The sequence below is a fragment of the Bacillus paramycoides genome (assembly GCF_038971285.1).
Lineage (GTDB): Bacteria > Bacillota > Bacilli > Bacillales > Bacillaceae_G > Bacillus_A.
Map to the genome: position 1 here is coordinate 1774923 of NZ_CP152427.1, position 19929 is coordinate 1794851.

The window sequence follows — 19929 nt, forward strand, 5'->3', positions numbered from 1 at the left end:
GAGGAAATAGTTTATTCGCTGTAACTAGCAGAAAAGTTCGTACAAAATTATTGGAGAGTGGACAGCATTGGTTTCATCTATTAAAAGATTTTTAATTGGAAGACCGTTAAAATCAACAGAGTTAGGAGAACAAAAGCTTAATAAAACGAAGGCGTTAGCTATTTTATCTTCTGACGCATTGTCATCGGTTGCATACGGACCAGAGCAAATTTTAATTGCTTTAGCAGGTCTTGGAGCGATTGCTTATTGGTATTCAATTCCGATCGCTGTTGGGGTATTAGTATTATTGACAGCCCTTATTTTATCTTATCGTCAAATTATTTTTGCTTATCCGCATGGCGGAGGCGCGTATGTTGTATCAAAAGAAAACTTAGGGATGAATCCAGGGTTAATAGCTGGAGGATCTTTATTAGTGGATTATATTTTAACTGTTGCGGTAAGTGTATCAGCAGGTACAGATGCGCTCACATCAGCTTTTCCTAGTTTACATGCACATAATGTAATCATTGCGATTATATTTGTTATATTTATTACGATATTAAATTTGAGAGGGGTAACGGAATCAGCTTCCGTTTTAGCATATCCTGTTTATTTATTTGTTCTAGCACTATTTATATTAATTGGTGTAGGTATATATAATATTATAACTGGTCAAGTTTCACCGACATTACACACGCCAATTGGAACTCCGGTTGCGGGTATTAGTTTGTTCTTACTGTTACGAGCATTTGCATCAGGTAGTTCGGCTTTAACAGGTGTTGAGGCGATCTCTAACGCAATTCCAAACTTTAAGGATCCTGCACCTAACAATGCTGCGAAAACATTGCTTGCAATGGGTGCATTACTTGCCGTTTTATTTTCAGGAATTGTTTTCTTAGCTTATTATTACGGAATTACTCCAAGTAAAGAAGTAACAGTTGTTTCACAAATTGCTGAACAAACATTTGGACGTAATTTCATGTACTATTTCATACAAGGTACAACGGCTTTAATATTAATTCTCGCTGCTAATACTGGTTATTCTGCATTTCCTTTATTAGCGGTTAACCTTGCAAAAGATAAATTTATACCGAGAATGTTTACGATTAGAGGAGACCGCCTAGGTTACTCAAACGGTATTATTATACTTGGAGTTGCCTCAATTATTTTAATTGTAGCTTTCCAAGGACAAACAGAACATTTAATTCCGCTATATGCAGTAGGTGTATTTATTCCATTTACACTTTCTCAAACGGGGATGGTATTAAAATGGCTTCGCGAAAAGCCTGAAGGATGGGCTTTACGATTAACGGTCAATTTAATTGGAGCAGTCATTAGTTTTATCGTAATGATTATGTTCTTTTTAACTAAATTCGCACAAGTATGGTCAATCCTTATTTTCTTACCTGTTATTATCTTCTTGTTCCACCGAATTAAGAAGCATTATGATGCAGTAGGAGACCAACTAAGTTTAAAAACTTGTGAACGGATTGTTCCGATTGAAGGAAATGTAATTGTCGTTCCTGTAGCTGGTATGACGCACGTGGTAGAAAACTCATTGAACTATGCGAAGTCTCTTTCTGCAGATCAAGTTATCGCTGTATATGTTGCTTTTGACAGGGAAGAGGAAAAGAAATTTGAAGAGAAATGGAAGAAGTGGCAACCTGAAGTAAGACTTGTTACCTTACATTCTCATTATAGAAGTATTATTCAACCGCTAACAAAGTTTATTGATACAGTGCAATATAAAGCGAGTGAATCAAATTACCGTGTTACTGTCGTTATACCACAGTTCATTCCGAAAAAAGGTTGGCATAACATTCTTCATAATCAGTCTAGTTTACTCATTCGTGCGTATTTACTCTATAAAAGAAATGTTGTTATTACGACAGTTCCATATCATTTGAAAAAGTAAGAAGATTTTTTAAGGATAGCTTCATGAAAGTGAAGCTATCCTTTTTGTGTATACACTATGCATAATTGCATATGAGTATAAAAGATATATTGATATAATTTTTGAATCTGTAAATAAGTAGAGGTTTTTGTTGTGATATATGGATATTTCAATTGGAAAAGTGAAGAGGATTATATTTTGGAATAAGGACAATAAAGCTTGAAAATAAAGGGAATGAAAATACTTCTTTACGTTATATAAATAGCTGTGTTTAAATGACCTTACAGTACAAAACTTACATGAAAAACAAAACGAAATTTCATATTTACGTACGTTTTTTAGTTTATAACAAATAATATTTTTATGTAATATATTCACTATGTGAATGTGGAAATGGCTATAAAATAGAAGTTTTATACAATATTATTCATACTAATCATATATGAAATGTTTTATAACAATAAGTAAGTACTGTAGCAATAAAAGTTGAGAGAGGTGGTTCATACATGGATCGCGGTGAGAACGTTCTCTATTTTAACCATCTCAAATTATGTGCAAGAAAATAGAATAATAAAATGCGATAGTAATAGTTGCTAATACATAGGAGGAGTTAAAGTGAAAAAGACTTTAATCACAGGGTTATTGGTTACAGCAGTATCTACGAGTTGCTTCATTCCTGTAAGCGCTTACGCCAAGGAGGGGCAAACAGAAGTGAAAGCAGTATATGCACAAAATGTAATTGCTCCAAATACATTATCCAATTCAATTAGAATGTTAGGATCACAATCGCCGCTTATACAAGCATACGGATTAGTTATTTTACAACAGCCAGACATTAAGGTGAACGCGATGAGTAGTTTGACGAATCATCAAAAGTTTGCAAAGGCAAATGTACGAGAGTGGATTGATGAATATAATCCGAAGCTAATCGACTTAAATCAAGAGATGATGAGATATAGCACTCGATTTAATAGCTATTATAGTAAGCTCTATGAACTAGCAGGAAACGTAAATGAAGATGAACAAGCAAAAGCGGATTTTACAGGTGCATATGGAAAGTTACAATTGCAAGTACAAAGCATCCAAGAGAGTATGGAGCAAGATTTATTAGAGTTAAATCGATTTAAAACGGTATTAGACAAAGATAGCAATAACTTATCGATTAAAGCTGATGAAGCAATAAAAATACTGCAAGGATCAAGTGGAGATATTGTGAAGTTAAGAGAAGATATTAAAAGAATTCAAGGGGAAATTCAAGCTGAACTAACTACTATTTTGAATAGACCTCAAGAAATTATTAAAGGTTCTATTAATATCGGTAAACAAGTATTTACAATTACAAATCAAACTGCACAAACGAAAACAATTGATTTCGTTTCTATCGGTACTTTAAGTAATGAAATTGTAAATGCTGCCGATAGTCAAACGAGGGAAGCAGCTCTTCGCATTCAGCAAAAGCAAAAAGAGCTACTACCACTTATTCAAAAATTATCACAAACTGAAGCAGAGGCGACACAAATTACATTCGTTGAAGATCAAGTAAGTAGTTTCACAGAACTAATCGATCGTCAAATTACAACTTTAGAAACGTTATTAACAGATTGGAAAGTTCTAAACAATAATATGATCCAAATTCAAAAGAATGTTGAAGAAGGCACATATACAGATAGTAGTTTACTTCAAAAACATTTCAATCAAATTAAAAAAGTAAGTGATGAAATGAATAAGCAAACAAATCAATTTGAAGATTACGTTACAAACGTTGAAGTACATTAAAAATAAGTAACGATATAGGGAGAGAAGAAAAATGACAAAAAAACCTTATAAAGTAATGGCTCTATCAGCACTTATGGCAGTATTTGCAGCAGGAAACATTATGCCAGCCCATACGTATGCAGCTGAAAGTACAGTGAAACAAGCTCCAGTTCATGCGGTAGCAAAAGCTTATAATGACTATGAGGAATACTCATTAGGACCAGAAGGCCTAAAAGATGCAATGGAAAGAACAGGTTCAAACGCTTTAGTAATGGATCTGTACGCTTTAACAATTATTAAACAAGGTAATGTTAACTTTGGAAATGTATCGTCTGTTGATGCGGCTTTAAAAGGGAAAGTGATTCAGCACCAGGATACAGCTAGAGGAAATGCGAAGCAATGGTTAGATGTATTAAAGCCACAGCTTATTTCAACGAATCAAAATATCATTAATTACAATACGAAATTCCAAAACTATTATGATACTTTAGTTGCTGCGGTAGATGCAAAAGATAAAGCGACTCTTACGAAAGGTTTAACTAGATTATCAAGTAGTATTAATGAAAATAAAGCGCAAGTAGATCAGTTAGTAGATGACTTGAAGAAATTCCGAAATAAAATGACGTCCGATACGCAAAACTTCAAGGGAGACGCAAATCAAATTACATCTATTTTAGCTAGTCAAGATGCAGGAATCCCGCTTCTGCAAAATCAAATTACAACGTACAATGAAGCAATTAGTAAATATAATGCAATTATTATCGGTTCATCAGTTGCGACAGCTTTAGGACCAATTGCAATTATTGGCGGTGCAGTAGTGATTGCTACAGGTGCAGGAACGCCGCTAGGAGTCGCGTTAATTGCAGGTGGTGCAGCAGCTGTAGGCGGTGGTACAGCTGGTATCGTATTAGCGAAAAAAGAACTTGATAATGCACAAGCTGAAATTCAAAAAATAACAGGACAAGTTACAACTGCTCAATTAGAAGTAGCTGGGTTAACGAACATTAAAACACAAACCGAGTATTTAACAAATACAATTGATACTGCAATTACAGCGTTGCAAAACATTTCAAACCAATGGTACACAATGGGATCAAAATACAATTCTTTACTTCAAAATGTAGATTCAATTAGTCCGAATGACCTTGTTTTCATTAAAGAAGATTTAAACATTGCGAAAGATAGCTGGAAAAACATTAAAGACTATGCAGAAAAGATTTATGCTGAAGATATTAAAGTAGTAGATACGAAAAAAGCTTAATCAAATACGAATCGTTAGAGTGTTACGTATTGATGAAAGATTTGAAGCTCCTGTTCAGTTGTGAGCAGGAGCTTTCTATATCCTTATAAAGAAAATAGGTGAAAAGAATGCAGAAAAGATTTTATAAAAAATGTCTGTTAACGTTAATGATTGCTGGGGTGGCAACGAGTAATGCATTGCCTTTACATCCTTTTGCAGCAGAACAAAACGTAAAAACATTGCAAGAAAGTGCGAAAAATTATTCATTAGGGCCAGCTGGATTCCAAGATGTAATGGCGCAAACGACATCAAGCATATTTGCAATGGATTCATATGCAAAATTAATTCAAAATCAACAAGAGACTGATTTGAGTAAAATAAGTTCGATTAATAGTGAGTTTAAAGGAAATATGATTCAGCACCAACGAGATGCAAAAATTAACGCGACGTATTGGTTAAACAATATGAAACCTCAAATTATGAAAACAGATCAAAATATTATTAATTACAACAATACTTTTCAAGCGTATTATAATAACATGTTAATAGCAATTGATCAAAAAGATAGCGTAAAGTTAAAAGCGGATTTAGAAACATTGTATGCGGATATTGTAAAGAATCAAAATGAGGTAGATGTATTATTAGGTAATTTGAAAGCCTTTCGTGATAGAATGGCGAAAGACACAAATAGCTTTAAAGAGGACACAAATCAACTAACCTCGATTTTAGCAAGTACGAATGCGGGTATCCCAGCTCTAGAGCAACAAATCAATACATATAATGATTCAATTAAAAAGAGTAATGATATGGTCATTGCTGGTGGCGTACTTTGCGTAGCGTTAATAACATGCCTTGCTGGCGGACCGATGATTGCCGTTGCGAAAAAAGATATCGCAAATGCAGAACGAGAAATCGCCAATTTAAAGGATAGAATTTCTGGCGCACAAGCAGAAGTCGCAATATTGACAGATGTAAAAAATAAAACAACAAACATGACTGAAACGATTGATGCAGCAATTACAGCATTGCAAAACATATCAAATCAATGGTATACAGTAGGGGCAAAATATAATAATTTACTACAAAACGTAAAAGGAATCAGCCCAGAAGAATTTACCTTCATAAAAGAAGATTTACATACAGCGAAAGATAGCTGGAAAGATGTAAAAGATTATACAGAAAAATTACATGAAGGCGTGGTGAAATAAACAGTGGACTAGTTCTGCTGTTTATTCTGTTTTTTGTGAGAAATGGACTTGTAATTTAATGTATAAATCTTCTATGTCTTTTATCTATGTTATTAGTAACATAGATAAATTTCTGATCAAGTCTTTTATATGTAATGTTTTAATGAAAAAAGCTATACTATAAGCAAAACTAAAAATTGGAAAGGAAATACTAGAACATGGAAAATTATCTATTATTTATCCTTACAGCAATGTTAATCATAATGATGCCTGGTCCTGGTTTTGCACTAGTTACAAAAAACACTATCTCGCATGGTAAAAATGGTGGGATAAAGACTGTTTTAGGAACGATATCTGGAATGATGATTCATACAATAATGGCTACGTTAGGACTCTCTGCTATTCTAATGAAATTTGCTATGTTATTTACATTTATAAAATATGCTGGGGCTTTTTATTTAATTTACTTAGCTGTAAAGTCAATTAAAAGTGCCTTACATAAAAAAGAAGATATGTCAGGTCCAATAGAAATGGACTCTAAGAATATTGGGGCAATTAAAAGCTTTAGACAAGGATTTACTACGGCAATTTTAAACCCAAAAACTGCTGTGTTTTTCCTTAGTTTTTTACCCCAATTTATTGTAAGTAATCAAAATCACTTCCTCCAATTTCTTTTATTGGGAGTCACATTTACGACTTTGACAGCAATATGGTATTTACTTTACATCTCACTCATACGTCAATTAAGAACTTTTTTAAGAAAAGAAAGAGTAAACCGTACAATAGAGGGTATTACGGGCGCAGTATTATTAGTATTTGGAGTGAGATTGTTTTTCCAAAAATAAATATGTATATGAAAAGAGAAATAATCACTATTGATTATTTCTTTTATTTATTACACAACTACTATTTTACAATTGATTTCACACCTCCATACTGAGTTTATACACATATCTAATTTGAACTTTAAAAATGACTTCCTCAATAACCTGACCGGTTTGCTCTATAAGAAAAAATCAAGGTAGTTTAGATGACTAAAAAAATGTGGAAGTTGCCCCTAAAAATGAATGATTGAAATATGATCTATAATAAATTTTGAGAATAAAAACCCTTTACTATTTTTCAGTTTTACTTATTGTCTAACGGTGCAGATTAATGGGACAGATAAAGGAGTTTTGCTTACCGTAAAGAAAAAATTAAAGAAAGAAAAATGTAATGGGATGAATAAAATTTTAGAACGAAGCAATCATATTATTCAAATTAAACCTTGGGAAGATAAGGACCTTGATTTACTTTTTCGTATTAACACCCCAGTGATGACGCAGCATCTTGGAGGTCCAGAAAATGAAGAACAAATTTTGAAGCGACATAAACGGTACCTTGAACTGGTTAGTAAAGGATGTATGTTTAGCATTTTATTGTTACCAGAACGAGAATCAGTAGGTTCTGTTGGCTATTGGGAAACTACTTGGAATGATGAAAGTGTGTACGAAACTGGCTGGAGCGTCCTTCCCGCATTTCAGGGGAAAGGAATAGCGACAACTGCAGTAAAGTTGGCAATATAAGAAGCATCCGCTGAGAATAAGTATAAGTATATTCATGCTTTCCCTTCAGTTGACAATCCAGCTTCAAATACAATTTGTCGGAAGCTTGGATTCGAATACCCTCCTGGTAACTTTATGCAATGTAGTAATTGGCGTTTTAACTTAATTTCCAGTAAATAGCCTTTGTAAACTAACAGTGGCGTTTATTTAATAGGAGTCACCGCATATGCCCATCAAGCTAAGGTTCTAAATGACATTACGTATGGAATTAAGAAAAAAGCATGAAAAAAGGACAAAAAATGGTCTCTTTACTAACCCTTACAGAAAAAGCGAATGGAAATTCCATAAGTATGAGAAAAGCAGTCTTTGATATCCTGGGCCTCATATATAACTTTTCTATGTTAAATACCTTGATTCTACCGTACGTTTTTGAACGGGCCTGTTATCGTTATTGCAGAAAATGCGTGAATTAAATGATAATCGATTTACATGTTTCACGCGTAACTATATTGAGTTAATCAATCTACACAATAATGTTTCATTTCATACAGTAAGTGTAGTTGAAGCTCAGTTAGATAAAATTCGGTAGTCGAATTTTTTTGCATAAAGCTGTATAATGCTTGTAACGAAAAGGAAATACAGGAAAGGATATGTAGCGAGTTACTATGGATAAAGATAAACAACAATTAAGTGTTGAAGTTGCAAGATTATATTATCAATCAGATTATAGTCAGCAAGAAATTGCTAATAAATTAAATATTTCAAGACCGACTATCTCTAGATTATTAAAGTACGCAAAAGAAAAAGGATTTGTTCAAATTAGCATAGCCGATCCATTTGCTGATTTAGATAACGTTGGCAATTTACTGAAAGAAAAGTACAACTTGTTAGAGGCACATGTCGTATTTTCACCAGTGCCAGAATATGCAACGATTACAGAGTATATTAGTAAATATGCAGCAGAGTATATGGAAAAAACGGTTAAAAACGGGGATATCGTTGGTGTAAGCTGGGGAATGACGATGTATGAAATCGCTAGAAAAATCGTACCGCAACATGTAAAAGGTGTAGAAGTTGTTCAGTTAAAAGGTGGTATTAGTCATTCTAGTGTAAATACATATGCGAATGAAACAATCGCTTTATTTGCAGATGCTTTTCAAACGACGCCAAGAAATCTACCTCTTCCAGTTATATTTGATAACGCAGTGACAAAAGAATTAGTAGAGCAGGATCGACATATTCATCACATTATCGAAATGGGGAAACAAGCGAATATTGCAATTTTTACTGTAGGAACAGTGCGAGATGAAGCGCTATTATTCCGATTAGGTTATTTCGATAAGGATGAAACAAGTTTACTCAAAAAACAATCGGTCGGTGATATTTGTTCACGATTCTTTGATGGGGACGGGAATATTAGTAGTGAAGAAATTAATAAGCGGACCATTGGAATTGAGTTAGAGGAACTGAAATTAAAGAAACGTTCTATTTTAGTTGCTGGTGGTAATAGAAAAATAAAAGCAATTGATGGTGCGTTACGTGGCGGATATGCAAATGTATTAATTATCGATCAGCATACAGCAAAGGAATTGTTACATTATCAAAAAGATTAGAAATAAAAGGCTTTCTCAAGATATTAATTTTGAGAAAGCCTTTTATTTTGTTATGTATGAATTATGGGAGTGCTTTTTGAGTACAAATTGCCTTTTTTAAAATAATTATGGATATTGAGATACATACTACCATTGTTAATATAAAAGTTTTGATTTTAAATAGGAAGTGCTTCTTAGTTAGAATGAGCTTTATTTACTACAGGAAAATTCCCTTTTTAAAAAGAATGAACAAAATTTCAAAAGTGTATTTACATTTGTTCAACTAAGAGTTAGAATGAAGTTGTTAAAAGATATGAGGAGTGAAGATAATGAACATTGCAAAGTTAATTGACCATACAATTTTAAAAGCTAATACTACTAAAGAAGATGTCATGAAAGTAATCGAAGAAGCAAAGGAATATAAATTCGCTTCTGTTTGTATTAATCCTACATGGGTGAAGCTAGCTGCTGAAGAATTAGCTGGACATGATGTAGATGTTTGTACTGTAATCGGTTTCCCATTAGGAGCAAGCACGACTGAAACCAAAGCATTTGAAACAAAAGATGCGATCGCAAAAGGAGCAACTGAAGTTGATATGGTAATCAACGTAGGCGCTTTAAAAGATGGCGACAACGAACTTGTTGAAAAAGACATTTATGAAGTAGTACAAGCAGCAAAAGGAAAAGCTCTTGTAAAAGTAATCATTGAAACTTGTCTATTAACAGATGAAGAGAAAGTACGCGCTTGTGAATTATCAGTAAAAGCTGGTGCTGACTTCGTAAAAACTTCAACTGGATTCTCAACTGGCGGAGCAACTGCTGAAGATATCGCATTAATGCGTAAAACAGTAGGACCAAACGTTGGTGTAAAAGCATCTGGTGGCGTTCGTACACGTGAAGATGCAGAAAAAATGGTAGCTGCTGGAGCTTCTCGCGTTGGAGCAAGTGCTAGTGTTGCAATCGTATTAAATGATGCAAAAGGTGCTACAGATAACTACTAATCATTAATGAATTCAAACGCAATAGATACACAAAATAAAGTGTATCTATTGCTTTAACAATTGAAAAAATGTAAGCGGATACGAATGGGAGGGGAAGGCTTATGAAATACTTAATTGGTATTTTTGGTCTCGTATTAATTTTAGGTATCGCTTGGCTTGCTAGTAATGATAGAAAAAAAGTCAAATATCGCCCAATCATAACGATGGTTATATTACAATTCATTTTGGGATTTTTATTATTAAATACAAGTGTAGGGAATATATTAATTAGCGGAATAGCAGATGGTTTTGGAGAGTTGTTAAAATATGCCGCTGACGGTGTGAATTTCGTATTTGGTGGATTAGTAAATCAAAAAGAGTTTTCGTTCTTTTTAAGTGTATTAATGCCAATCGTATTTATCTCAGCACTAATAGGCATATTGCAACACATTAAAGTATTACCTATTATTGTGAAATCTATCGGTCTAGTATTAAGTAAAGTAAATGGAATGGGGAAACTAGAATCATATAATGCTATTGCTTCTGCGATTTTAGGACAATCTGAAGTGTTTATTTCAGTTAAGAAACAATTAGGATTATTGCCAGAGAAACGAATGTATACATTATGTGCATCTGCAATGTCTACCGTTTCAATGTCTATCGTTGGATCATATATGGTGTTATTAAAACCTCAATATGTTGTAACCGCTTTAGTTCTTAACTTATTCGGTGGTTTTATTATCGCTTCTATCATTAACCCGTATGAAGTTACTGAAGAAGAAGATATGTTAGAAGTGCAAGAAGAAGAGAAAAAGACTTTCTTTGAAGTATTAGGTGAATACATTATAGACGGATTTAAAGTTGCAATCACAGTAGCAGCTATGTTAGTCGGTTTCGTTGCTCTTATCGCATTCATTAATGCAGTATTTAAAGGTGTAATTGGTATCTCATTCCAAGAAATACTTGGTTATGTATTTGCACCATTTGCATTTATTATGGGTGTACCTTGGCATGAAGCAGTTAATGCCGGAAATATTATGGCAACAAAATTAGTATCAAATGAATTTGTCGCTATGACAGATTTAGCGCAAGGAAACTTTAATTTCTCAGATAGAACGACAGCGATTATATCTGTATTCTTAGTTTCATTTGCAAACTTCTCTTCAATTGGAATTATTGCAGGGGCAGTTAAGAGCTTAAATGAAAAGCAAGGAAATGTAGTCGCAAGATTTGGTCTGAAATTACTTTTCGGTGCAACATTAGTAAGTTTCTTATCAGCAACAATCGTTGGCTTATTATTTTAACAGATTCATATCATATAAAAAGGAATGGTGATTGTAATGAGAATGGTAGATATTATTGCAAAAAAACGTGATGGCAAAGAATTAACGACTGAAGAAATTAAATTCTTTATTAATGGATATACAGACGGAAGTATTCCTGATTATCAAGTGAGTGCACTTGCAATGGCAATTTTCTTTAAAGATATGACAGATCGCGAACGTGCAGATTTAACGATGGCAATGGTAGAGTCTGGAGAAACGATCGATTTATCAGCAATTGAAGGAATTAAAGTAGACAAACATTCAACTGGTGGTGTTGGTGATACAACAACATTAGTATTAGGACCATTAGTAGCTGCTTTAGATGTACCAGTAGCAAAAATGTCTGGTCGTGGTTTAGGACATACAGGCGGAACAATCGATAAATTAGAAGCGGTAGAAGGATTCCACGTTGAAATTACGAAAGAGCAGTTCATTGATATTGTAAACCGTGACAAAGTAGCTGTTATTGGACAAACAGGAAACTTAACACCTGCAGATAAAAAGATTTATGCATTACGCGACGTAACAGGAACAGTAAACTCAATTCCTTTAATCGCAAGTTCAATTATGAGTAAAAAAATTGCAGCTGGTGCAGATGCAATCGTACTTGATGTAAAAACAGGTGCTGGCGCATTTATGAAAACAGAAGAAGATGCAAAAGAATTAGCACATGCAATGGTACGTATCGGAAATAATGTAGGACGTCAAACTATGGCTGTTATTTCAGATATGTCACAACCGCTTGGATTTGCTATTGGTAATGCTTTAGAAGTGAAAGAAGCGATTGATACGTTAAAAGGTGAAGGTCCAGAAGATTTAACAGAATTAGTACTTGTATTAGGAAGTCAAATGGTTGTACTTGCGAAAAAAGCAAATACATTAGAAGAAGCACGTGAAATGTTAATTGAAGTGATGAAAAACGGAAAAGCAACAGAGAAGTTTAAAGAGTTCTTAAGTAATCAAGGCGGAGATAGCTCAATTGTAGACAATCCAGAAAAAATGCCACAGGCGAAGTATGTAATTGATGTACCTGCAAAAACTTCAGGTGTTATTTCTAACATTGTTGCAGATGAAATCGGTATCGCAGCTATGTTACTAGGTGCTGGCCGTGCGACAAAAGAGGATGAAATCGATTTAGCAGTAGGATTAATGTTACGTAAAAAAGTTGGCGATGCAGTAAAAGAAGGCGAACCATTCGTAACAATCTACGCAAACCGTGAAAATGTAGAAGATGTAAAAGCAAAAATCTATGAGAACATTTCTATCGCTGAAACAGCAGTGGCTCCTAAATTAGTTCATACAGTGATTACTGACTAATCATAATTACACTTACTTTGAGGAGGAAATAATATGGATAAGAAAAAATATATTGAAGCAGCAAATAAGATGTTAGCAAAAGCATATATTCCGTATTCGAAATTCCCTGTTGGTGCAGCGTTAGTTACGAAAGAAGGTAGAATCTATACTGGCTGTAATATAGAAAATGCTTCTTACGGTTTATGTAACTGCGCAGAAAGAACGGCGATCTTTAAAGCAGTATCAGAAGGTGAGCGCGATTTTAGTTATTTAGTTATTACAGGCGAAACGGACGGACCGATTTCACCATGTGGTGCTTGTAGACAAGTAATTGCTGAATTCTGTGAACCGAAAATGCCTGTATTACTAACGAATGTAAAAGGCGATGAAAAAGAAGTGACTGTTGAGCAATTACTTCCAGGTGCTTTCTCAATAGAAGATTTAAAATAAGTTGAAAAGCCATTCCACAAATATGAATTGTGGAATGGTTTTTCTATTTTCGAAAGTTGAATGTAATATTTTGTTCATATTCCGTTCATAAACTTAGCGTAAAATGATTGTATCGTGGAGAATTGCGATGTATCGCTCATATGTTAAATTAGAAAAGAAAATAAAAAGAGCTGGAATTTCTAAATAGGAATTCCGGCTCTTTTTATGTTTTATACGATTGTTTATTTAGCTTTAATTTCATTTGCTTAATTTTAAACGTATTTGAGCATCTTGTAATGCGGCTGGAGTTACGTTATGACCATTTTGATCAACAATTTTTGTGTTTAATAAAATGGAATCTAAGCTTCCACGAAATGTTTTTGTATAGTTTTGGCGCAATATTTGTTGTTCTTGTTTTTCATTAACTGTTAATCCAGATGTTTTTTCTTTTTTTGATAATTCATTAATACGGAATAAAATGTTTTTCATTTGTTTTCACCTCTAGTTATAATTAATTACATTAGTTACTTACTAATGTATAGTTATTGTAACGTTTGATTTTTATTATGTCAACACCATCTAAAAGGTTAAAAATTGACTAAAAATTATAACAATAATAAAATGAATAACAGAGAACAATTAGCTTTACAAGCATGCATAGAACGCTAGGGGGGATTTATTATGAAATCAGCATTTTTTGCTCAAAATAGAGAACGATTAGCAAACACATTACCAGATGAATCTATTACTATTTTATTTGCTGGACAAGCACCTCATATGTCAGCGGATGCACAGTATAAATTTGTGCCGAATCGAAATTTTTACTATGTAACAGGAATCGATGAACCAAATGTTATTTTCATGTTGAAGAAGTTTGGAAATAGTGTAGAAGAAACACTTTTCATTGAAAAGTCAGATCCAGTAATGGAAAAATGGGTGGGTAAAACAGTTTCTAACGAGGAAGCAGAGAAATTTTCAGGTATAAAGAAAGTTGTATATTTAGATAGCTTTGAAAAGACAATGTCAAATATACTTTTCACAGAAAATGTGAAGCATCTATATTTAGATTTAGAGCGTCGTGAGTGGAATGGAGCGGAGACAAAAACGCTTGCGTTTGCTAAACATGTAAGAGAACAGTATCCACACGTTTTAATTGGTAATGTATATCCGAATATTTGTGAATTACGAGTGTTTAAAACAGAAGAAGAAATTGAAATCATTAAAGAAGCGATTGCTGTAACGAAAGAGGGTATTTACAACGTACTTAAGCATGCACAAGCTGACATGATGGAATATGAATTAGAAGCTCAGTTTGATTTCACACTGAAGTCATCTGGCATTAAGCATCATGCGTTCAATACAATTTTGGCAAGTGGGAAAAATGCTACAGTTCTTCATTATGAAGATAATGATGCACAAATTCAAAATGGTGATTTAGTACTGCTAGATTTAGGCGCTCAAAAAGATTACTATAATGCTGATATTAGTTATACATTCCCTGCAAATGGAACATTCTCTAGTCGCCAAAAACAAATGTATAATATTGTATTAAAAGCATTGAAAGAAACAACAGAACTCATTAAACCAGGAGTAAAGTTTGCTGCATTAAATGAGCATACGAAAAAGGTATTAGCAGAAGAGTGTAAAGCAATTGGTTTAATTCAAGAAGACGAACAGTTATCAAAATACTATTATCACGGTGTCAGCCATTTCCTTGGTTTAGATACGCATGATGTAGGAACATATAAAGATAGAGTGTTAGAAGAAGGTATGGTTATAACAATTGAACCTGGTCTTTATATTGCAGAAGAATCAATTGGCATTCGTATTGAAGATGATATTCTTGTAACGAAAGACGGACATGAAAACTTGTCAAAAGATATCATTAGAGAAGTTGAAGAGATTGAAGCGTTTATGAGAGAAAATAATGTAAATGTAAAAGAAGATGAAGTTGAAGTTGTTACGAAATAATGATCGGGAGAGACGCTTAAGTTTGAGCGTCTTTTTATTTTGTTCATTTTAAACCGCGATATTTTCTCGAAAATCATCTTCTATTTATAAAGTTCATTATATTCCAAATGTCAATGTATATGTTGATCATGCCCGGTTGAAGGTGGAGGAGTATGATCTGGGAATGTCACAAATACAGCGAAGATAATTACTACACTAATTGAAAGTAATAACAAAAAACGCCTTTGGATAAAAGCAGAAAAAGTTTCTGATACAAGTTGAATTATACATGACATAGTTATTGTTATCGTAAGTAAAAGGCTAATAAACAGTATACTATGAGCTTGTTGAGCGTTTAACATTTCTGTAATCATTGCTCCCATCATACTCGCCATTAATCCAGAGAACATTCCTTCTAAAGCAGTATATAGGTGAAAACGTAGACCGACTAAAAAACCGATACAACCACTAATTAATATAGCAAGCAAAGTAGAATAGAGTAATTCTCCTTTAAAAAGAATACCGAAATAAAAACCAATACTTAAACCGATACTCATACTAAAAGACATAATAAATACCATATACTCCATTAGGGTACCCTTACGTTTAGAAATATATGATGTAATAAGAATTGAGATACAACAAAGTGTTAAGGCTGTTAATGTGTAAGCGAACATTATGATACCTCCCTGTCCTATCATTCATTTCATCATATGTTCATATGGAGAGTTCTTATGCTTATTTATATCTGCAAATTATCTGCACAATTTCATAAAGGTAAGAAAGAAGGCTTCTGATTTTTTTGGGAAGGCTTTTTAATTATGAGCATGTGAATGTAAGAGTTAAATGAAGAGTTTCTATTGTGAAGCCATAAAGAATAAGCGTATAATATTATAGGTCTCCCATTTGCGAGACAAACCGCGAATGATAAATAAGATTGTTGTTTTATCATCGCCTCTAAACAGATATACAATGAAAGTAACACTGGAATACAGATAGGGAGTTATAAAATGAAATTAATTATTGCCGAGAAACCAGATCAAGGTTTGGCTCTTGTTTCACAGTTTAAATATCGCCGGAAAGATGGTTATTTAGAAGTAGAAGCAAATGAGTTATTTCCAAATGGAGCGTACTGTACATGGGCAATTGGTCATTTGACACAGTTATGTAATCCAGAACATTATCACGCCGAGTGGAAAAAATGGTCACTTAATACGTTACCGATGATTCCAGAGCGTTTTCAATTTGAAGTAACAAAGTCAAAGTATAAGCAATTTAACGTTGTGAAACAGCTGTTACATAATCCTCAGGTAACAGAAATTATTCACGCAGGCGATGCTGGGCGTGAAGGGGAATTAATCGTACGAAACATTATTAATCTTTGTAACGTGCAAAAGCCGATGAAGCGTCTTTGGATTTCATCTTTAACGAAACAAGCTATTTACCAAGGGTTTAAAAACTTGCTTGATGAATCAGATACAATCAATACGTACTATGAGGCATATACAAGGTCATGTGCGGACTGGGTCGTTGGTATGAATGCATCGCGTGTCTTTAGTATTTTGCTAAAGAAAAAAGGAATGAACGATGTATTTTCCGCTGGACGTGTACAAACACCGACACTCGCATTAATCGTAAAGCGTGAAAAAGAAATAGAAAACTTTAAGTCAGAGCCGTTTTGGGAAGTGTTCGCAACCTTTAATATAGAAGGAAAGAAGTATGAGGGGAAATGGGAGAAAGATAGTGAATCCCGCTTAAAAGACCCTGATATGGCAAATAAAATTGCGGCATTTTGCCAAGGGAAACCAGCTGAAGTAAAGGAAATGAAAACGGAGCGTAAAGAGTTTCAGCCACCGCTTTTATTTAACTTATCGTCACTGCAAGCCACGGCAAATAAAGCATTCAAATTTTCACCGAAAAAGACGCTTGATATAACGCAAGCACTATATCAAAAAGGGATTGTCTCTTATCCTCGTTCAGATTCTAACTATGTTACACAAGGAGAGGCAGCGACGTTCCCTGATATTTTACAGAAGTTAAGTCAGTTTGATGAATATAAAGGTTTATTACCGGCTCCGGTTGAATCAATTATGAATAATAAGCGTTATGTGAATGAAAAGAAAGTAACAGATCACTATGCCATTATTCCGACAGAGCAAGTTACAAACCCAAGCAGATTATCAGGTGATGAAAAGAAAATTTACGATATGATCGTAAGAAGACTTATTGCCGCTCACTATGAAGTTGCAATCTTTGATTATACGACGATTATAACGCTTGTAGATGAACGTGCTGAATTCGTTTCAAAAGGAAAACAGCAAATTCAAGAAGGTTGGCGTAAAGTTATTTTCCAAGATGATAAAGATGACGAAACAATTCTTCCAATTGTCGCAGAAGGTGAACAAGGGAAAGTTGTAAAGGTGATAGTGAAAGAAGGAAAAACACAGCCACCGAAGCGTTATACAGAAGGTCAACTTATTACGTTAATGAAAACGGCAGGTAAGTATTTAGAGAACGAAGAGCTTGAGAAAGTATTAAAGAAAACAGAAGGTTTAGGTACAGAGGCAACGCGCGCTGGGATTATTACGATGCTGAAAGACCGTAAATATATAGATGTGAAGAAGAACCAAGTGTATGCGACCGATAAAGGGAAAGTATTAATTACCGCAATCGGTGATAAAATACTAGCTTCACCAGAAATGACCGCGAAATGGGAGCAGCGCCTTGCGGAAATCGGTGAAGGCACAGCATCACCAGCTACATTTATGGAACAAACGAAAAAGTTATCAGCTAAAATTATTGAAGATGCAGTAGAAATGTCGGAGAAGTGGGATTTCACTGGATTACATGTTGAATCGATTGAGCGAAAAGGATCGAAATTTACAACTGGTAAAAAGATTGGTAGTTGTAAAAAATGTGATGGCGACGTGATTGATAAGTCAACGTTTTACGGTTGTTCTAACTACAACACGACACAATGTGATTTTACCATCTCAAAGAAAATATTAAGTAAAACAATTTCGCAAAAGAACATGACAAAGCTCTTAAAAGGTGAAAAGACCGATTTAATTAAAGGCTTTAAAAAAGGTGAGAAAACCTTTGATGCGAAGTTAGAGTGGAAAGATAATAAGATTAATTTTGTGTTTGAGAATTAAGTGGTTTTAACAAATAGAAGGTTAAGTTTGAAAAAGCATGACAAATTTATGTCATGCTTTTTTATTTTTTATAAGAGGAAAAAGTAATTAAGAGAAACTGTAAGTAGTTTATACTGATGTTTATGGAAGTATGCAATAAAAATATTATCTTAAGGAATAAAAATTTATTGTAAAACGATAAATTTTATATTAAAATCAAAATCATAATAAATAAGTGTGGTGCTTTTTATGGAAAAGGTAACAACTTTATTTTTTTAATTAGAGGAGGTATAAATATGGACATTAACAATTTGATTATTGAAAATATGGATAACCCTCATGAGTTGGAGAGAATGTATAGAAAAGACCCGAAAGCTTTTAAAAAGTCATTCTCACAAGCATGGGATGAAAAACCTGATTCTCAGGTACTAGCTGCTTGGTACGAAAGATTGCATTTCAAGGAGACGGCAAATAAAGAAAAAATATCGCTGTTTCAAAAGGGTTTCTTATTCATGGGTATGTTAGCTATTCTAGCTGGGCTAAGTACCAGAATCATTTTCCACTTTGTCGAGCAGGAAGCAATTGCTCCCATTAACCTAGCTTTTGGTGTAATTCCTTTTATTGTTGCTTATTTTATTTACAATAATACTCCGAAAAAAAGTATTATTTATTTCCTTGCGGCGTTGTTACTAATTTCCGGATTGTATCTTAATATGTTGCCATTAAATTATAAAGACAGCAGTATCCTTGCTTATTTACATTTTCCTATAATGTTATGGGTCTTAGTAGGGATTGCGTTTACAGGAAATGAATATTCAAAAGGTAGTACAAGATTAGCTTATATTAAATTTAATTTAGAATATTGTCTTCTCTACGCGAGTATGGCGGTGAGCGGAATGGTATTAGCAGTATTCACCATGAAGTTATTTAGCTTCGTTGACTTGGATATAGGAGAATTCTATTTTAGTAATGTTGTTTTATTTGGTGCTGCCGCCCTCGCTATTGTGGCTACATACTTAGTATCAATGAACCTTAAACTTGCTAAAAATATTACACCATATATAGCTAAAATTTTTAGTCCGCTTGTACTGATTACATTGTTGATCTATCTTATAACGGTTATATGGAGTGGGAAAAATCCATTCTTGGACCGCAATTTCCTAATGGCCTTCAATGGAATCCTTCTTGGTGTATTGGCTGTTACTATATTTTCTATCGTTGAGAGTGATTCAGATGAGAAAAAGAGCATTTCAGATTATATAAATTTTGCCTTAATTGTTCTGGCGCTTATTATTGACACTGTCGCTTTGTCAGCTATCGTATTCAGACTTTCTTCTTACGGGATTACACCTAATAGACTTGCTGTTTTAGGTGTAAACATACTGATTTGGGCAAATCTCATTTGGATTATGTTTTCCTATATGCGTTTTCTACAAAACAAATCAGGACCAACAGCTATCCAAGATGCCGTTACGAAGTATTTACCAATCTACGGACTTTGGGCAGCTTTCGTTATATTTACTTTTCCTATAATGTTTAATTAGAAAGACATTGTAAATGTAACGAAAAGCTAATTTTCTATCACGTATAAAATCCTTAGAGCGGATAATTATCGTTACTTCTA

General features: G+C 33.8%; 15 protein-coding genes and 1 pseudogene. 14 read left to right on the forward strand and 2 right to left on the reverse strand.

The window, feature by feature from the left end; translation table 11 throughout:
• The first annotated feature begins 67 nt into the window (after nucleotides 1-67).
• From AAG068_RS09210 to AAG068_RS09260, 11 genes and pseudogenes are all read left to right on the forward strand, one after another.
• Nucleotides 68-1894: an APC family permease gene (locus AAG068_RS09210; RefSeq protein ID WP_048527299.1), complete on the forward strand. Its 1827-nt coding sequence runs from the start codon at nucleotides 68-70 to the stop codon at nucleotides 1892-1894.
• A 594-nt stretch (nucleotides 1895-2488) separates the two neighbouring features.
• Nucleotides 2489-3649, forward strand: coding sequence for a non-hemolytic enterotoxin NHE subunit A (gene nheA, locus AAG068_RS09215; RefSeq protein ID WP_342719028.1), 1161 nt, complete (start codon nucleotides 2489-2491; stop codon nucleotides 3647-3649).
• 31 nt (nucleotides 3650-3680) lie between these two features.
• A complete protein-coding gene (gene nheB, locus AAG068_RS09220) occupies nucleotides 3681-4889 on the forward strand; it encodes a non-hemolytic enterotoxin NHE subunit B (protein ID WP_042512898.1) in 1209 nt (402 codons plus the stop codon).
• A gap of 107 nt (nucleotides 4890-4996) precedes the next feature.
• Nucleotides 4997-6076, forward strand: coding sequence for a non-hemolytic enterotoxin NHE subunit C (nheC, locus tag AAG068_RS09225; RefSeq protein ID WP_342719029.1), 1080 nt, complete (start codon nucleotides 4997-4999; stop codon nucleotides 6074-6076).
• Between the two features lie 197 nt (nucleotides 6077-6273).
• A complete protein-coding gene (locus AAG068_RS09230) occupies nucleotides 6274-6900 on the forward strand; it encodes a LysE family translocator (RefSeq protein WP_341013673.1) in 627 nt (208 codons plus the stop codon).
• A 375-nt stretch (nucleotides 6901-7275) separates the two neighbouring features.
• Nucleotides 7276-7779: pseudogene (locus AAG068_RS09235) on the forward strand (GNAT family N-acetyltransferase).
• 485 nt (nucleotides 7780-8264) lie between these two features.
• Nucleotides 8265-9212 (forward strand): sugar-binding transcriptional regulator, encoded by a 948-nt coding sequence (locus AAG068_RS09240; RefSeq protein WP_016717188.1) that lies wholly within the window; start codon nucleotides 8265-8267, stop codon nucleotides 9210-9212.
• 308 nt (nucleotides 9213-9520) lie between these two features.
• Nucleotides 9521-10192 (forward strand): deoxyribose-phosphate aldolase, encoded by a 672-nt coding sequence (gene deoC, locus AAG068_RS09245; RefSeq protein WP_001017446.1) that lies wholly within the window; start codon nucleotides 9521-9523, stop codon nucleotides 10190-10192.
• Between the two features lie 101 nt (nucleotides 10193-10293).
• Complete coding sequence (locus tag AAG068_RS09250) at nucleotides 10294-11475, forward strand: NupC/NupG family nucleoside CNT transporter (protein WP_342719032.1); 1182 nt, start codon at nucleotides 10294-10296, stop codon at nucleotides 11473-11475.
• Nucleotides 11476-11511: 36 nt separating this feature from the next.
• Nucleotides 11512-12813 carry a pyrimidine-nucleoside phosphorylase gene (locus AAG068_RS09255; RefSeq protein WP_001983022.1) on the forward strand — a complete coding sequence of 434 codons (1302 nt, stop codon included), beginning with the start codon at nucleotides 11512-11514 and terminating at the stop codon, nucleotides 12811-12813.
• 33 nt (nucleotides 12814-12846) lie between these two features.
• Nucleotides 12847-13242 carry a cytidine deaminase gene (locus tag AAG068_RS09260; protein WP_342719033.1) on the forward strand — a complete coding sequence of 132 codons (396 nt, stop codon included), beginning with the start codon at nucleotides 12847-12849 and terminating at the stop codon, nucleotides 13240-13242.
• Nucleotides 13243-13479: 237 nt separating this feature from the next.
• On the opposite strand, the gene AAG068_RS09265 is transcribed toward AAG068_RS09260, so the two are convergent.
• The gene (locus tag AAG068_RS09265; protein WP_342719034.1) at nucleotides 13480-13710 is read right to left on the reverse strand and encodes a DUF896 domain-containing protein; all 231 of its coding nucleotides are present in this window, start codon (nucleotides 13708-13710) and stop codon (nucleotides 13480-13482) included.
• A gap of 192 nt (nucleotides 13711-13902) precedes the next feature.
• Here AAG068_RS09265 and AAG068_RS09270 point away from each other — a divergent pair, with 192 nt between their 5' ends.
• Nucleotides 13903-15192: an aminopeptidase P family protein gene (locus tag AAG068_RS09270; RefSeq protein WP_342719035.1), complete on the forward strand. Its 1290-nt coding sequence runs from the start codon at nucleotides 13903-13905 to the stop codon at nucleotides 15190-15192.
• 110 nt (nucleotides 15193-15302) lie between these two features.
• Here the strand turns inward: AAG068_RS09270 and AAG068_RS09275 are convergent, their stop codons facing one another.
• Nucleotides 15303-15848 (reverse strand): hypothetical protein, encoded by a 546-nt coding sequence (locus tag AAG068_RS09275; RefSeq protein WP_342719036.1) that lies wholly within the window; start codon nucleotides 15846-15848, stop codon nucleotides 15303-15305.
• 333 nt (nucleotides 15849-16181) lie between these two features.
• Between AAG068_RS09275 and topB the strand changes: the two genes are divergently transcribed.
• Both topB and AAG068_RS09285 read left to right on the forward strand, forming a co-directional pair.
• Nucleotides 16182-18326 (forward strand): DNA topoisomerase III, encoded by a 2145-nt coding sequence (gene topB, locus AAG068_RS09280; protein ID WP_342719037.1) that lies wholly within the window; start codon nucleotides 16182-16184, stop codon nucleotides 18324-18326.
• Between the two features lie 275 nt (nucleotides 18327-18601).
• Nucleotides 18602-19849, forward strand: coding sequence for a DUF4153 domain-containing protein (locus AAG068_RS09285; RefSeq protein WP_342719038.1), 1248 nt, complete (start codon nucleotides 18602-18604; stop codon nucleotides 19847-19849).
• The last annotated feature ends 80 nt before the right edge of the window (nucleotides 19850-19929 follow it).

What these genes read in the sequence shown, in the direction of transcription:
- AAG068_RS09230 (WP_341013673.1), top strand. Translation starts at nt 6,274, where the DNA reads ATGGAAAATTATCTATTATTTATCCTTACAGCAATGTTAATCATAATG.
- nheC (WP_342719029.1), top strand. Translation starts at nt 4,997, where the DNA reads ATGCAGAAAAGATTTTATAAAAAATGTCTGTTAACGTTAATGATTGCT.
- AAG068_RS09240 (WP_016717188.1), top strand. Translation starts at nt 8,265, where the DNA reads ATGGATAAAGATAAACAACAATTAAGTGTTGAAGTTGCAAGATTATAT.
- AAG068_RS09250 (WP_342719032.1), top strand. Translation starts at nt 10,294, where the DNA reads ATGAAATACTTAATTGGTATTTTTGGTCTCGTATTAATTTTAGGTATC.
- AAG068_RS09285 (WP_342719038.1), top strand. Translation starts at nt 18,602, where the DNA reads ATGGACATTAACAATTTGATTATTGAAAATATGGATAACCCTCATGAG.
- deoC (WP_001017446.1), top strand. Translation starts at nt 9,521, where the DNA reads ATGAACATTGCAAAGTTAATTGACCATACAATTTTAAAAGCTAATACT.
- AAG068_RS09275 (WP_342719036.1), bottom strand. Translation starts at nt 15,848, where the DNA reads ATGTTCGCTTACACATTAACAGCCTTAACACTTTGTTGTATCTCAATT.
- AAG068_RS09270 (WP_342719035.1), top strand. Translation starts at nt 13,903, where the DNA reads ATGAAATCAGCATTTTTTGCTCAAAATAGAGAACGATTAGCAAACACA.
- AAG068_RS09260 (WP_342719033.1), top strand. Translation starts at nt 12,847, where the DNA reads ATGGATAAGAAAAAATATATTGAAGCAGCAAATAAGATGTTAGCAAAA.
- AAG068_RS09265 (WP_342719034.1), bottom strand. Translation starts at nt 13,710, where the DNA reads ATGAAAAACATTTTATTCCGTATTAATGAATTATCAAAAAAAGAAAAA.
- topB (WP_342719037.1), top strand. Translation starts at nt 16,182, where the DNA reads ATGAAATTAATTATTGCCGAGAAACCAGATCAAGGTTTGGCTCTTGTT.
- AAG068_RS09255 (WP_001983022.1), top strand. Translation starts at nt 11,512, where the DNA reads ATGAGAATGGTAGATATTATTGCAAAAAAACGTGATGGCAAAGAATTA.
- nheB (WP_042512898.1), top strand. Translation starts at nt 3,681, where the DNA reads ATGACAAAAAAACCTTATAAAGTAATGGCTCTATCAGCACTTATGGCA.